The 14,246-nt window shown below is 39.6% G+C and carries 17 protein-coding genes; 15 read left to right on the forward strand and 2 right to left on the reverse strand.

Annotation, left to right across the window (positions count from 1 at the left end):
* Window positions 1–186 precede the first annotated feature (186 nt).
* From B9Y87_RS01260 to B9Y87_RS01290, 7 genes are all read left to right on the forward strand, one after another.
* On the forward strand, window positions 187–1,350 hold the full coding sequence (locus B9Y87_RS01260; protein WP_085495422.1) for an alpha/beta hydrolase family protein: 1,164 nt from the start codon (window positions 187–189) through the stop codon (window positions 1,348–1,350).
* A gap of 11 nt (window positions 1,351–1,361) precedes the next feature.
* Entirely contained in the window at window positions 1,362–2,171 is an 810-nt protein-coding gene (locus B9Y87_RS01265) for a sulfurtransferase (protein ID WP_085495424.1), read from the forward strand.
* A gap of 109 nt (window positions 2,172–2,280) precedes the next feature.
* Window positions 2,281–2,712, forward strand: coding sequence for a BLUF domain-containing protein (locus B9Y87_RS01270; protein WP_085495426.1), 432 nt, complete (start codon window positions 2,281–2,283; stop codon window positions 2,710–2,712).
* Window positions 2,713–2,763: 51 nt separating this feature from the next.
* Window positions 2,764–3,552: a molybdate ABC transporter substrate-binding protein gene (modA, locus tag B9Y87_RS01275; protein ID WP_085495428.1), complete on the forward strand. Its 789-nt coding sequence runs from the start codon at window positions 2,764–2,766 to the stop codon at window positions 3,550–3,552.
* Window positions 3,545–3,946 (forward strand): TOBE domain-containing protein, encoded by a 402-nt coding sequence (locus tag B9Y87_RS01280; protein WP_085495430.1) that lies wholly within the window; start codon window positions 3,545–3,547, stop codon window positions 3,944–3,946. Before modA ends, B9Y87_RS01280 begins: the two co-directional genes overlap by 8 nt.
* Entirely contained in the window at window positions 3,946–4,617 is a 672-nt protein-coding gene (gene modB / locus B9Y87_RS01285) for a molybdate ABC transporter permease subunit (protein WP_085495432.1), read from the forward strand. The genes B9Y87_RS01280 and modB overlap by 1 nt, the downstream gene beginning before the upstream one ends.
* Window positions 4,614–5,486, forward strand: coding sequence for an ABC transporter ATP-binding protein (locus B9Y87_RS01290; protein WP_085495434.1), 873 nt, complete (start codon window positions 4,614–4,616; stop codon window positions 5,484–5,486). The genes modB and B9Y87_RS01290 overlap by 4 nt, the downstream gene beginning before the upstream one ends.
* Window positions 5,487–5,520: 34 nt before the next feature.
* On the opposite strand, the gene gldA is transcribed toward B9Y87_RS01290, so the two are convergent.
* Window positions 5,521–6,414 (reverse strand): gliding motility-associated ABC transporter ATP-binding subunit GldA, encoded by an 894-nt coding sequence (gene gldA, locus B9Y87_RS01295; RefSeq protein WP_085495436.1) that lies wholly within the window; start codon window positions 6,412–6,414, stop codon window positions 5,521–5,523.
* A gap of 477 nt (window positions 6,415–6,891) precedes the next feature.
* Between gldA and B9Y87_RS01300 the strand changes: the two genes are divergently transcribed.
* The 5 genes from B9Y87_RS01300 (at window position 6,892) to B9Y87_RS01320 (ending at window position 11,872) form a co-directional block, all read left to right on the forward strand.
* Entirely contained in the window at window positions 6,892–7,722 is an 831-nt protein-coding gene (locus tag B9Y87_RS01300; RefSeq protein WP_085496588.1) for a prephenate dehydratase, read from the forward strand.
* Window positions 7,716–8,861, forward strand: a complete 1,146-nt coding sequence (locus tag B9Y87_RS01305) for a pyridoxal phosphate-dependent aminotransferase (protein WP_085495438.1) — start codon at window positions 7,716–7,718, stop codon at window positions 8,859–8,861. Before B9Y87_RS01300 ends, B9Y87_RS01305 begins: the two co-directional genes overlap by 7 nt.
* Before the next feature lie 104 nt (window positions 8,862–8,965).
* Window positions 8,966–9,826 (forward strand): prephenate dehydrogenase, encoded by an 861-nt coding sequence (locus B9Y87_RS01310; protein WP_085495441.1) that lies wholly within the window; start codon window positions 8,966–8,968, stop codon window positions 9,824–9,826.
* 9 nt (window positions 9,827–9,835) lie between these two features.
* Window positions 9,836–10,918, forward strand: a complete 1,083-nt coding sequence (locus B9Y87_RS01315; protein WP_085495443.1) for a bifunctional 3-deoxy-7-phosphoheptulonate synthase/chorismate mutase type II — start codon at window positions 9,836–9,838, stop codon at window positions 10,916–10,918.
* Between the two features lie 279 nt (window positions 10,919–11,197).
* A complete protein-coding gene (locus tag B9Y87_RS01320; protein WP_085495445.1) occupies window positions 11,198–11,872 on the forward strand; it encodes a head GIN domain-containing protein in 675 nt (224 codons plus the stop codon).
* 85 nt (window positions 11,873–11,957) lie between these two features.
* Here the strand turns inward: B9Y87_RS01320 and B9Y87_RS01325 are convergent, their stop codons facing one another.
* The gene (locus B9Y87_RS01325) at window positions 11,958–12,398 is read right to left on the reverse strand and encodes a hypothetical protein (protein WP_085495446.1); all 441 of its coding nucleotides are present in this window, start codon (window positions 12,396–12,398) and stop codon (window positions 11,958–11,960) included.
* A gap of 105 nt (window positions 12,399–12,503) precedes the next feature.
* Here B9Y87_RS01325 and rsgA point away from each other — a divergent pair, with 105 nt between their 5' ends.
* The 3 genes from rsgA to B9Y87_RS01340 are packed head-to-tail and all read left to right on the forward strand — an operon-like array spanning window position 12,504 to window position 14,232.
* Window positions 12,504–13,454 carry a ribosome small subunit-dependent GTPase A gene (gene rsgA / locus B9Y87_RS01330; protein ID WP_085495448.1) on the forward strand — a complete coding sequence of 317 codons (951 nt, stop codon included), beginning with the start codon at window positions 12,504–12,506 and terminating at the stop codon, window positions 13,452–13,454.
* On the forward strand, window positions 13,454–13,906 hold the full coding sequence (dtd, locus tag B9Y87_RS01335; protein ID WP_085495450.1) for a D-aminoacyl-tRNA deacylase: 453 nt from the start codon (window positions 13,454–13,456) through the stop codon (window positions 13,904–13,906). Before rsgA ends, dtd begins: the two co-directional genes overlap by 1 nt.
* The gene (locus tag B9Y87_RS01340; RefSeq protein ID WP_085495452.1) at window positions 13,906–14,232 is read left to right on the forward strand and encodes a nucleotide pyrophosphohydrolase; all 327 of its coding nucleotides are present in this window, start codon (window positions 13,906–13,908) and stop codon (window positions 14,230–14,232) included. Before dtd ends, B9Y87_RS01340 begins: the two co-directional genes overlap by 1 nt.
* Window positions 14,233–14,246: the final 14 nt, after the last annotated feature.

The following is a 14,246-nucleotide window of genomic DNA, read 5'->3' on the forward strand; positions in this document are numbered from 1 at the left end:
CTAAGTGAACTTGAGAACAAAATACTGAAAACAATGGAGGAAAAACAGTATTTTAGTTAACAGGATAAATTGAGGGATTGGACCTGAAAGTAGCAGGTTTTAACGGTATACTATGGGCAGTATTCTTGCCTATGGATTATTCCAAAATTCATAAATTATAACAGTAACAATTAACCTTTAAAATAGATGAAAAAATTACTAGGACTTATTGCAATTTCATTTTTTGGTTTAACCGTTTATGGTCAGGATAATATGTTGTGTGTGGGAAGTTATTGGACAGAGGACGAGGCAAATATTGTCATGAAAAAATTTGCTTCCGAGTGGAACGATCTGGAATCATGGGAACAAAGGGCGTTAAGAATTAAGAACGGGATTATAGAGGGGATGCAACTGGACAAGATGCCGCAAATAACAGGTAACTTTAATCCCATAATAAGGAATTCCAGGGTGATGGACGGTTATATTGTAGAAAATATTGCCATAGAGAGCTTTCCTGGGTTCTTTGTTACGGGCAACCTGTACAGGCCTGCGGAAGAAAATGGCAAGTATGCGGCCATTCTTAGTCCACATGGTCATATGAAGGATAAGAGGTATACAGATTACATTCAATGGCGGTGTGCCGCTTTGGCTAGAATGGGAGCTGTGGTTTTTGCCTATGATATGGTGGGTTACGCGGAAAGTACCCAGGTAAACCACAAGATGCCAATTGCCTTGCTCTTGCAGACCTGGAACAGTAAAAGGGTCTTGGAATATTTGCTGTCCAGACCTGATGTGGATTCGGAACGCATAGGGATGACAGGTGCCTCTGGAGGCGGTACACAAACCTTTGTTTTAACGGCCATAGATGACCGGATAAAAGTAGCGGCTCCTGTAGTTCAGGTTTCTGCCCACTTTTTTGGAGGTTGTGTTTGTGAAAGTGGTATGCCGATACATAAAAGCTCGGGTCACCAGACCAACAATGTGGAAATAGCTGCACTTTGCGCTCCCAGACCTTTATTGTTGGTTTCGGATGGTGCCGACTGGACGCGAAACACGCCGAGAATTGAGTATCCTTACATTCAAAAGGTATATGCGCTGTATAATGCCGAGCACAAAGTGGAAAATGTTCATTTACCGGCGGAAAGACACGATTACGGATATAACAAAAGAACTGCCCTTTACAATTTTTTTGACCATCACCTAGATCTAAATGCCGGTAAAATACCCTACGCTGAAGGTTACAAGGAAGATTTTGTTACTATTTTACCTCCAGAGGATCTGATGGTTTTTGGAAAGGACAGCCCTAGGCCCAAGAATGCCCTGCAGGGAGATGATGCCGTTATGGCGTATTTGAAAATATCAGTTAAATAAAAAAGTTGGAAATGAATGATATACTAGTGTCTGCCGCTTGGCTAAATCAAAATTTGGACATGCCCGAAATTATAATTTTGGATGTCCGACTACGCTATGATCCAGCTGTTTCGCAATTGGATGATTTAAAGATACCTGGGGCTCGTATTTTTGACTTGGAAAACGAATTTAGTGATAAAAACAGCCCGTTTCCGAATATGCTTCCAAGTCAGGATCAATTTGAGCAGTCATGCAGAAAATTAGGAATTAATAAATCCAGTAAGATTGTGGTCTACGATCATTTTGGAATTTATGTGAGCCCTAGGGCTTGGTGGATGTTTAAAGTTATGGGGCATCAGAATGTCAGTGTTTTGGATGGAGGCTTTCCTGAATGGAAGAAAGCGGGGTATGGCACAGAAAAAGTAGTTGGATTGAATTATGGAACCGGTAATTTTAAGGCAGTTTTCAATCCGGATATGGTGGTGAACTTTGAAGGGGTAAGCGATAATCTGAAAACTAAAAAGGCCTTGGTCATAGATGCCCGTTCCTCCGATCGCTTCCATGGTCTAGTAGCGGAGCCGAGGAAGGAATTGAGAAGGGGTAATATTCCAAACTCCATTAATATTCCTTATGAAACGGTTCTTATGGACGGGAAGTTCAAATCCTTGAACCAGTTGAAAGAAGTTTTTGCCAATCTGGAAAGGGAGGGACGGCCATTGGTGTTCAGTTGTGGATCCGGTGTAACGGCATGCATCGTGCTAATGGCGAGCGAAATGAGTTTAAAAAACCATAATAAGGTTTATGACGGTTCATGGACAGAGTATGCGCAGGTGGCTCAATAATTTATTTATGTAAGGCAAAATATCGTTCTAGGGCCGAATGGATATTTTAGCGTGTAGCGCAAACTAGTGAAACTACAGAATTTTTGTATTTTGCCCCAAAATAGTTTTAATGTACCAACTGTCTTATTTTTCCAAAGCAACCTCAGATGTTTCTGAAGAAATTATTAGCGGCATTTTGGAAACATCCCGTGAGCGTAATAAGGCCATAGGAGTTACTGGTTGCCTAGTTTTTCATAAATTTTCCTTCGTTCAAATAATAGAAGGTGAAAAGAGGCATATACAATCCTTGTTCGAAGATATTAGGCAGGATAAAAGGCATAGTGAAGTTACATTGTTGTGGGAGGGCAAGAATAATGGAAGAAACTTTGGCGATTGGAATATGGCTTATTTTGCAGAATCCGAAGAAAGATCTTCAAATGGGGAGATGAAGAATTTTGAAAGAAATTTATTATTACTGTCAGAACTTTCCGCCGGTTCTACCGCTGTTTTGGACATGTTTTGGATAAGTGTGCGCAAACTTATTTCGGGGGAGGTAATCTAAATAGACCCTAATGCCCCTCGCTATTGAAGGTCAAAATTTATCCAATAAAATATGTTGAACGTCCAAAGAATAATCAAGGGGTGCAATTGGCGATGGTTGGGAGCAATGTTGTTGACCTTCATATTTTTAGGATGCCAGGAGAATCACAACAGAAAAATTGTTATAGCCACTGCGGCCAATATGGAATCGGCCATGGAGGCCTTGACAAATGCCTATACCCAAAAATCGGGAGTGGAATGCGAAATTATTGTTGGATCTTCGGGGAAGTTAACGGCGCAGATTTTGGAAGGTGCGCCCTACGATATTTTTGTTGCGGCCAATATGAAATATCCGCAAGCCGTTTATGCCGGCGGAAAAGCAAAGAATGCCCCTAAAGTCTATGCCAAAGGAAAGTTGGTGCTTTGGTCGTTGATGGAGAATATCACTGTTTCAATTGATGCACTCTCGGATCCAGCCTTGGAACACATAGCTTTGGCAAATCCTAAAACTGCCCCTTATGGTGTTGCCGCCCAAGAAGTTTTAATACATTACAGCCTGAAAGAAATCTTGGCGCCTAAATTGGTTTTTGGGGAAAGTGTTGGACAGACCGATCAATTTATCATTTCCAAGGCAGCACCAATTGGTTTTACGGCCTTATCAACAGTTTTGTCGCCAGAAATGAAAGGAAAAGGGAGTTGGATTATAATAGATCCATCACTCTATGCCAATATTGATCAAGGTGTAGTGCTTGTAAATCGGAAAGAAGAAACTAAGCAGGATGCCCAAGATTTTTATAATTTTCTTTTTTCAGTTGAAGCCAAGGGGATATTAAAAGAATTTGGATATTTGATAGATGAATAGTTTTCCGGCTCATATAAAAGAGGTTAAAACCAATGGGGCCATGTCCATTGTTTTTGTTACGACGGACAGTGGAGAGGAATTAATGTCCGTGGTCATAGATACCCCTGAATCTGCCCCTTATTTGAAAAGCGGTAATAAGGTAAATGTCTTGTTTAAGGAAACGGAGGTAGCTGTCTCTTCCCAAAAGGAGTTGAATATTAGTTTAGAGAATAGGATTGCAGGGATTATTACACATATAGAAGTGGGCGTATTGTTGAGCAGATTAATGTTGGAGACCAAAATAGGTGAGGTCATTGCTATAATAAGCACCATGAGTGTTGGGCAGATGGGATTGGTTGAAAAGATGAACGTAATGATTATGGTTAAATTGAACGAAATAATACTGGCACCATAATGGATTGGCAACCTTTGGTCCTGACCTTTAAACTGGCAGTGGTTACCACGGCAATATTGTTTGTGGTTTCTATTCCCATTGCCAATTGGCTGTCAAGTACCAAATCTAAAATAAGGCCCGTCTTGGAAACCTTGGTAAGCATGCCATTGGTGCTGCCACCTACTGTATTGGGGTTTTATATGCTAGTGGCCTTTAGTCCAGAAAATGCCCTTGGAAATTGGTTGAATGAATACCTAGGTATAAAGCTCATATTCTCTTTTGGAGGTTTGGTGGTGGCTTCGGTTATTTATAGCTTACCGTTTATGGTGCAACCCATCCAAGCGGGACTTTCCTCCCTGCCTTCCACATTGAAGGAAGCTTCCTATACCATGGGAAAATCAAAAATGACGACACTATTAAAAATTTTATTGCCCAATATTAAGCCTTCCCTATTAACAGGCATTGTGCTTTCCTTTGCCCATACTGTTGGAGAGTTTGGCGTAGTGCTGATGATTGGGGGGAATATGCCCGGAAAGACCAAAGTGGCCTCTATTGCGATTTATGATGAAGTGGAGGCACTTAATTATGCCGCTGCCAATAGTTATTCATTGATTTTGTTTTCCGTAACTTTTGTAATTCTGTTGTTGGTTTATCTAACCAATGGGGGATATTTTAAACGCTTTGCCCAATGATACGGTTAAACCTAAAAAAAACCTTGCAGTCTGCCGGAGGAAAAATGGTCCTGGATTTGCAATTGAACATAAAAAAGGGTGAATTTGTTACCTTATTCGGGGAATCCGGGGCGGGAAAAACCTCTACCTTGAGAATGCTCAGTGGCTTGTTAAGACCAGACAGCGGAACTATTGAAGTGGGTGAAGCAACATGGTTTAGCAGTCAAGAAAATATTGACCTTAAACCACAACAGCGTAAGGTAGGGTACGTATTTCAGGATTATGCCCTATTTCCCAACATGAATGTTCGTCAAAATTTGGAATACGCCCTTCAGAAAAATCAGGATAGCGCCAAAATAGAGGAGTTATTGGAATTTGCCGAGCTGGGCGAATTGCAACAAAGAAAACCCGAAACCCTGTCTGGTGGACAAAAACAGCGAGTGGCATTGGCCAGGGCATTGGTACAGCGACCTGAAATATTAATATTGGACGAACCTTTATCGGCCTTGGATTTAAAGATGCGGATAAAGCTACAGGAATATTTATTGAAAGTTCATAAGAAATATAAACTAACCACAATATTGGTAAGTCATGATATTGCGGAAATAGTTAAACTGTCCGATAGCGTATTTGAGCTTCAAAATGGTAGCGTAATTAAGAAAGGTGCAGCCACAGATTTTTTTGGGTTGAACAGGACCAGTGCCAAATTCAGATTTTCAGGGGAAGTATTAAAGATACAAAGGGAAGATGTGTTGTATGTAATTTCTGTTCTTATAGGGAATGATATTATTAGGGTTGTCTCAGACCCGAAGGAGGCCGAACTTTTAGAGATTGGGGATCGGGTATTTGTTGCTTCCAAGGCCTTTAATCCTATAATTCAAAAAATATAGTTCCAGTTTTGGCCTGCCAATAATGCTTTTGGCCCTAAAGGGTCAGTTCACTAAATAAACTCTCCAGATTCTTGTTTTTCCTACTTAATTGCAAGGTTTTTAATTGGTTGTCATGGGCAAAGTCGAACACAGCAGGTCGCATATCGTTCGAAGTGTCAAAAGTGATCTCATAAACAAAACCACCAATATTTTTAACCATTATTGCATGGGGCAATTTATTTAGAAATGCTTCTTCCACCCTAAAGTCGAATTCTACCACTAAAACTTGGTCCTGTCCATCGCGCAATTCTGATAGTTTTTTGTCGGCCACCAGAGTACCTTTATTAATGATCAATACCCTATCACAAACCGCTTCAACCTCTTTCATGATATGTGTGGACAGTAATATGGTCTTTTCTTTGCCGATTTCACGAATCAATTTTCTGATTTCCAATAATTGATTGGGGTCTAGACCGGTTGTGGGCTCATCTAGGATCAAAACTTCCGGGTCGTGAAGAAGTGCGGCGGCCAATCCAACCCTTTGCCTATAGCCTTTGGAAAGTTGCCCAATCTTTTTGTTCGCCTCAGGGGTAAGACCGGTTTGTTCTATTACCGTGTTGATTCTCTGTTTATCTACTTTGTAGACTTCCGCATTAAAAGCAAGATATTCCTTTACGTACATATCCAAATAAAGTGGATTGTGTTCGGGTAGGTAGCCTATGCTTTTTTGAACATTTTTCTTTTCACTTTGCACATCAAATGTATTAACCTCGGCCTTACCTTCATCCGGGGTGTGATAGGTAGTCAATATTTTCATCATTGTGGATTTCCCTGCCCCATTGGGACCTAAAAAGCCTACTATTTCCCCTTTTTCTATGGTAAAGGAAACCTTGTTAAGTGCTTTTTGTTTCCCGAAAAATTTGGTAATGTTATTTGCTATGATGGACATGCCTATTCTTTTTATCAAAAATAAAGCAAATTAATGAAACCTAGTTTTAATTATTGATATGATAGAATATGGCCGTCGGTGGTACATTTTTGGTATTTAAAAAGTTGTATATCGGGATTTGTTCTTCGTAATTCGTAAAAATATACCGATTTGGGGGTTTAATCGGTATTATTTATTGCTTTAAACTGAAATAAATAAAAAAATGTTAGTGTTAATGCCGATTTATAAATTTAATTATTAATTTAGCCGGAGTTTTACAAGAAAAATGACAAAGCAATATTTCTGGAATGGTTTTTATTTTTACTTCTTTTTTAAGGGAAGTAAGGGACTGTTCTAGCATATTTTAAAATATATAATAGATAGAAGTCCTGTGAAAACCAGGACTTTTTTTTTGGGTATAACTTACGGATTTAAGCTGGAGTTATATAGGAGTTGAGTAGTAAGTCTTTGATAGATAAGAAGATAATTTTAAAAAGGGTGAAATTAAAAGTTGCAATACAAGGTATTAAAGGTTCTAACCATCATCAGGTGGCGAAGGATTATTTTGGTGATGATGTTACCTTTGTGGAATGTTCATCCTTCGATATTTTGGTAGATCATTTGATCAATAAAACAGCGGATAAGGGGGTAATGGCCATAGAGAATTCCATTGCGGGGTCCATTATACCCAACTATGCCCTGGTCTTCCATAAAAACCTCCATATAATTGGGGAACAATATCTAAATATACATCATAATTTGATGGCTTTAAAGGGGCAGACCATTGCCGATATTCAGGAGGTCCGTTCCCATCCCATGGCACTGCTACAGTGCAATGAGTTTTTTAAAAATTACGGGCATATTAAGCTTGTTGAAGATATAGATACTGCTGAAACGGCCAAGAGAATCCAGGAAAATCAGCTTAAAGGGGTCGCAGCCATTGCGCCAAAAGTGGCGGCCGAATTGTACGATTTGGAGATTATACATTCTGAAATACAGACCATTAAGGATAATGCCACAAGGTTTATTATTGTAAAGACGCAAAATAAGGTCCTACCGGAAGAGGAGATCAATAAGGCCTCTGTAAGATTCATCACGGATCATAAGCGGGGTAGTCTCGCTGCCATATTGAATGTAATGAGCGATTGCAACTTGAACCTTACAAAAATACAATCCTTACCTGTTATTCAGACACCTTGGAAGTATTCCTTTTTCGTTGATGTAACTTTTGAAAAGTATAAACATTTCTCTAAAGCCAAGGCTTTGTTGGAAATTATGGCCGAAGAATTTAAAGTATTGGGAGAATATAAAAATGCCAGAATATTATGATTGCGGCAAATAGATTAAATACAGTTGAAGAATACTACTTTTCCAAAAAACTTAGGGAAGTAAGGGGGTTAATGGCGGAAGGAAGGCCCATTATAAATATGGGTATAGGAAGTCCTGATTTGGAGCCGTCCATAGATGTGCAAAACGCGGTCAAAGAAGCATTGAGGCATGATGGTGCGCATCAATATCAGAGCTATCAGGGCTTGCCCGAGCTTAGGGAAGCGTTTTCATCTTTTTACAAGAACAAATTTGGTGTAACTGTAAATCCTCAGAACGAGGTATTGCCCTTGATGGGGTCCAAGGAAGGTATCATGCACATTAGTCTGGCCTTTTTGAACCCTGGGGATGAGGTGTTGATTCCCAATCCAGGATATCCTACATACACATCGGTAACCAATTTGGTTGGTGCAGTGCCGAGATATTATGATTTGACCGATAAAAATGGTTGGTTTCCAGATTTGGAAGAATTGAAGGGACAAGACCTTTCCAAGGTAAAGATAATGTGGACCAGTTATCCGCATATGCCGACAGGAGCTACGGCCAATAGGGAGCAATTGACAGATCTTGTGGCCTTTTCTAAGGAAAACGATATTTTATTGGTCAATGACAATCCCTATAGTTTTGTGCTGAATCAAAGCCCTATAAGTATTTTGGAGATCGAGGGGGCTATGGATGTGGCTTTGGAACTGAATTCCTTGAGCAAGACCTTCAATATGGCGGGTTGGCGAGTTGGGATGGTTCTGGGGAACAGTGAGCATATCAATGCTGTCTTAAAGGTAAAGAGCAATATGGATTCCGGGATGTTCTATGGTATCCAAAAAGGAGCCATCGCCGCTTTAAACAGTAGCGAATCTTGGTTCAATGAATTAAATGCGGTGTATCATGAGCGACGGGAATTAATGTACACCTTGGCCGATAAGCTGCAGTGCACTTATGATAAGGATTCTGTAGGAATGTTTGTTTGGGCCAAATTGCCAAAAGGGGCTTCGTCTTCCGAAAAGTTCATTGATGAGGTGCTCTATGACAAGAACATATTTATTACTCCGGGAACCATTTTTGGCTCAAATGGAGAGGGGTATATTCGATTCTCCTTATGTGTAACGGCAGATAAGATTAAAGAAGCGATAAATAGATTTTAAAATAAGTGAAGTAAGGATATAGGAATGAGGAAATGAAAATAGATAAATACTGGAGAATAATTCTTGGTATAATTTCTAATAATTTTCTCAGATAACAATAAAAAATGAATGTATTTGTAATCGGTATCGGATTAATTGGTGGGTCTCTGGCCAAGGACATTAAGCGTAACAGGCCGGATTCCAAAATTTACGGCATTGATGCCAATGAGAGGCACTTGGAAGAGGCTTTGTCATTATCTTTGATCGATGAAAAAGCGGATTATGGTCAACTGCAACAGGCCGATTTCGTAATAGTGGGGATTCCGGTGGATGTTATGGTTCAGGAACTACCCAAAATATTGGATGCTATTGATGACGACGCGGTGGTTTTTGATGTAGGATCTACAAAATCCCTCATATGCAAGGTGGTGGAAAATCATCCCAAGCGAAGAAATTTCTTGGCCTGCCACCCTATTGCTGGAACCGAGTTTTCGGGTCCCTCTGCGGCTTTGGAGGGTTTATTTATGGGGAAGACCAATATCATTTGCGAAATAGAAAAAACGGCCTTTAAACTACAGGAAAGAGCTTTGGAACTTTTTCAGCAATTGGGGATGCGGATACGTTATATGAATCCGGAGGCACATGATAAGCACATTGCCTATGTTTCACATTTATCACACATTAGTTCCTTTATGTTGGGAAAGACCGTTATTGAGAAAGAAAGGAATGAACGTGATATTTTTGACATGGCGGGCAGTGGATTCGAGAGCACTGTGCGATTGGCAAAGAGTTCACCGGCCATGTGGACCCCAATTTTTAGGCAAAACAAGGAAAATGTAGTGGAAACCCTTAGGGAGTACATACAAAATTTGAAGGAATTCAAAGCAATGTTGATAGCCGATGATTATGAAGGAATCTATAAGGAAATGAATAGTACAAATAAAATAAAGGAAATATTAAACGGAATACCACTTAACAAAAAATAGAGTATAGAAATGGAAAATTTAAAAGAAATGAGAACATGGTTGGACGATATGAAATTGGACCATCCGTTAGTAATTGCCGGGCCTTGTAGTGCGGAAACAGAGGAGCAGGTGCTTCGAATTGCCAATGAGTTAAAAGATACCGATGTAAATTACTATCGTGCGGGTATCTGGAAGCCCAGAACACGTCCGGGTATGTTTGAAGGGGTGGGAGCTTTAGGTTTAAAGTGGTTACAAAAAGTTAAGGCCGAAACCGGTATGAAGACCTGTACGGAAGTAGCTAATGCGGCCCATGTGAAGTTGGCATTGGAGCATGATATTGATTTGTTGTGGATTGGTGCAAGGTCAACTGTTAGTCCTTTTATAATGCAAGAAATTGCAGATGCCTTGGCCGGAACCGATAAAATTGTTTTGGTAAAGAACCCTGTAAATCCCGATTTGGCATTGTGGCTAGGTGGCATCGAAAGATTATATACGGCGGGTGTAAAAAAATTAGGGGCCATACACAGGGGTTTCTCTACTTATGAAAAAACAAAATATAGGAACATTCCTGAGTGGCAATTGGCTATTGAGTTTCAAAATAAATTTCCCGATTTACCTCTTATTAATGATCCTTCGCACATTACAGGGAATAGGGAAATGATCTTTGATGTTTCTCAAACTGCATTGGACCTTAATTTTGACGGTCTTATGATTGAGACACATTACGATCCGGATAACGCATGGAGTGATGCTGCACAACAGGTTACTCCGGCCAAATTGATCCAGATTATGAGGGATTTAAAGATTAGAAAAGAGTCCGATTCGGAAGCGGAGTACAATAGCCAACTTAGTACCCTAAGAGCGCAAATAGATGTTCTGGACAGCCAGTTGATCGAAATGCTTGGCAAAAGAATGAAGATATCTGATGGTATAGGGTTGTTAAAGAAGCAAAAAAATGTCGCTGTTTTACAATCCAATAGGTGGAATCAGATATTGGGTGCTATGATTCTGGAAGGGGAAGCAAAGGGATTAAGTGAGGAATTTGTTTTAAAGATGTTTAAGGCAATTCACCAAGAATCCATAAATCACCAAGAGAAGATAATCAACTCTTAAACTATTTTATGGGTATACCGTTATAACCACGCCATTAGGCGTGGTTTTTTTATGCATTATATTTCCATTGCGTTTCAAGATGACTATTCTTTATTCCTCTGGTCTAAGAAACTTGAGGATGATTCTAATATTGGACCTTGGATATTTGATAACGTTAATTGTTTGTATAATTTAGTGTAACAAATCTACTTTTGTGCCATCTTTACCAAGTGTATGGTACTAATAGTTCTATGTTTCCCCAAATGTTTAAGAATAAGTTTAATATAAAGTTATAGGAGAATGAAAAAAATTTTGGCAATTGGTTTTCTTTGTGTGTCGTTCGTAGGGATGTCACAGCGAATCGTTAATAAATCCGTTGGTGATTTTAACGAGCTAAAGGTGTATGATTTGATAGAGGTAAACCTTATTAAATCTGACGAGAATAAGGTTTTGGTAAAAGGGGATAATGTGGATGATATCCAGATTATAAATAAAAATGGAGTCCTCAAAATAAAAATGGAACTGGATAAGAAGTTTCATGGAGAAAACACCTTTGTGGAGGTGTATTTTAAAAATATAGACCTTATTGACGGGAATGAGGGCGCTAGAATTACGGTGAATGAAACATTGAGCCAGGAAAAGATAGAATTGAAGACCCAGGAGGGCGCCAAAATAAAGGTAGGACTCGATGTTCACCAATTAATAGTCAGATGTGTTACCGGCGGTAATGTTGAGGCCTCCGGAAAAACCATAAATCAGGAAGTGGTATTAAATACTGGGGGAGTTTTTGAAGGAAAACCACTATTAAGTGAGAAAGCCAGTGTTAAGATAACAGCTGCCGGAGAGGCGGCAATGTATGCTTCGGAGGTAATAGATATCAATATTAAGGCCGGTGGGGATGTTTACGTTTATGGAAACCCAAAATCAGTTAATAAGAATACCTTTGCCGGGGGAAGGGTGAAAATTATGGATTAGTACCATCTCTTTTAGGAATTAAAATAGGACAGCAAAAAAAGAACCCGGACCATTTGGCCGGGTTCTTTTTTTTGGATATTTAAGATTACTTTTTAAATATGTACCGGGTGATAAATATTCCCTGTCCGTCGTCTTTGCCACTATCACTCTCTACAGCGCTGGTAACAAAGGCCAATTCCCATCCTTCGGCCACCATGGCATTAATTTTTGAGGAGATTAGGGCATCGTTGGCGGCAATGTTCTGAAATCTAATTCCAGCAATATTGTAAAAATTTAATAGTTTGGTTTCTTCGAAATTTTTCACCCTAATCTCACCTCGGTCAGATTTGTTTCTAGTATTGTCTTCCTCGGTCTGTTCACTGGTGAATTCCTTATAATCCCTGTCCTCTGTGGCGCTAATGATCCGAGACCTTCCCAAGCCACTGGGAACTATGGATTCGACACTGGTAATTACCTTAAATTGTTGTGCATTTACGTCCATAACGGCCGTAATTGCTAAGCAGGCAAAAAGCATAAATTTTTTCATATTTCGTGTTTTTTATGATTAATGATTGTTTAACAACGATGAATTTTAAAAGCTAGTATAAAACTAAAGTTGTTTCTTTGTAAACAAATATGTCAGAACTTTTTAATGGAAGGAACCGTATATAAATCTACTGGAAGTTGGTACACTGTAAGAACTGTGGAAGGTGCTTTCTACGAATGCCGGATAAAAGGAAAGTTTCGGCTCAAGGGAATAAAAAGCACCAATCCGGTTTCTGTGGGGGATGAGGTGGTCTTTGAGGTAGACGGTGCCATTGAAAATGCCCAGGGGATCATTACCGAAATTAAGGATAGGAAGAATTATATAATAAGAAAGTCGGTAAACCTATCAAAACAAACACATATTATTGCCGCTAATTTGGATCAGGTTTTCTTGATAGTAACCTTAAATAATCCACCCACTTTTACAAGTTTTATAGATCGTTTTTTAGTGACTTCCGAAGCGTACCATATTCCTGCCATTTTACTTTTTAATAAGATAGATACCTATAAGGAAGAGGAACTTGATGAGATAAAGTATCTCGCAAACCTTTACAGGGAAATTGGGTATACCTGTATTGGGATTTCTGCCAAAACTGGAAAAAATGTAGATAAGGTAAAAGAATTGATGATCGGGAAGACAAGTATGTTTTCTGGACATTCCGGTGTGGGAAAATCCACCTTGGTCAATGCCATTGAGCCTCAGCTGGACCTGAAGACTAAAAAAATATCCTCCCAACATATGCAGGGGCAGCACACTACTACATTCGCGGAAATGTTCGATTTGGAATGTGGGGCCAAGATCATAGATACCCCTGGAATAAAAGGGTTTGGAATTGTGGATATGGAGAAGGAGGAAATAGGGGATTATTTTCCTGAATTCTTTAAGTTGAAAGGCGAGTGTAAGTTTAATAATTGCCTGCATATGGATGAACCCCATTGTGCAGTAAAGAAGGCCTTGGAGGATAACGAAGTGGCTTGGAGCAGATACAAGAGTTATGTGCAAATGTTGAGCGGGGAACAAGAGAATTATAGAATGGATATTTACGGGGAAAAGTAATGCGTGCAACAATACAAAGGGTAACCACTGCGAGTGTAAAGGTAGATGGGAAAGTAATTTCAAAAATCTCGAACGGATTGCTTATATTTTTAGGAATAGAGGATGCGGATGCTGCGGATGATATTAAGTGGCTTTCCAATAAGATTGTAAACCTCAGGATTTTTAATGATGAAGAGGGGGTTATGAATTTGTCCCTCCTTCAGGAGGATGGAGAGGCCTTGGTAATTAGTCAGTTTACTCTCCATGCCTCCACAAAAAAAGGAAATAGGCCCAGCTATATTAAAGCGGCAAAGCCGGAGACAGCAATTCCCTTGTATGAAAGTTTTGTGGCCCAATTGGAGAAGGGCCTGGGAAAAAAAGTTGGAACAGGTATTTTTGGTGCAGACATGAAGGTGGCCCTGCTTAATGACGGACCGGTAACCATACAAATAGATACAAAAAATAGGGAATAATGAACATAGAAAACGCACAACAGGCCGTAGATGAATGGATAAAGACCCATGGGGTACGCTATTTTAACGAACTTACCAATATGGCCCAACTTACAGAGGAAGTAGGGGAGGTTGCCAGAATAATTGCTAGGCGCTATGGGGAGCAAAGTGAAAAGGAATCGGACAAGGATAAGGATCTAGGGGAAGAATTGGCAGATGTGCTTTTTGTTGTACTGTGTCTGGCCAATCAGACAGGGATTAATTTACAGGAGTCTTTTGATAAAAAATTAAACCTTAAGGCCAAACGCGATCATAATCGCCACCACAGTAATAAAAAGCTGAAATAGTGCTATATTTGTAG

This window comes from Arenibacter troitsensis, assembly GCF_900177645.1.
Taxonomy (GTDB): domain Bacteria; phylum Bacteroidota; class Bacteroidia; order Flavobacteriales; family Flavobacteriaceae; genus Arenibacter; species Arenibacter troitsensis.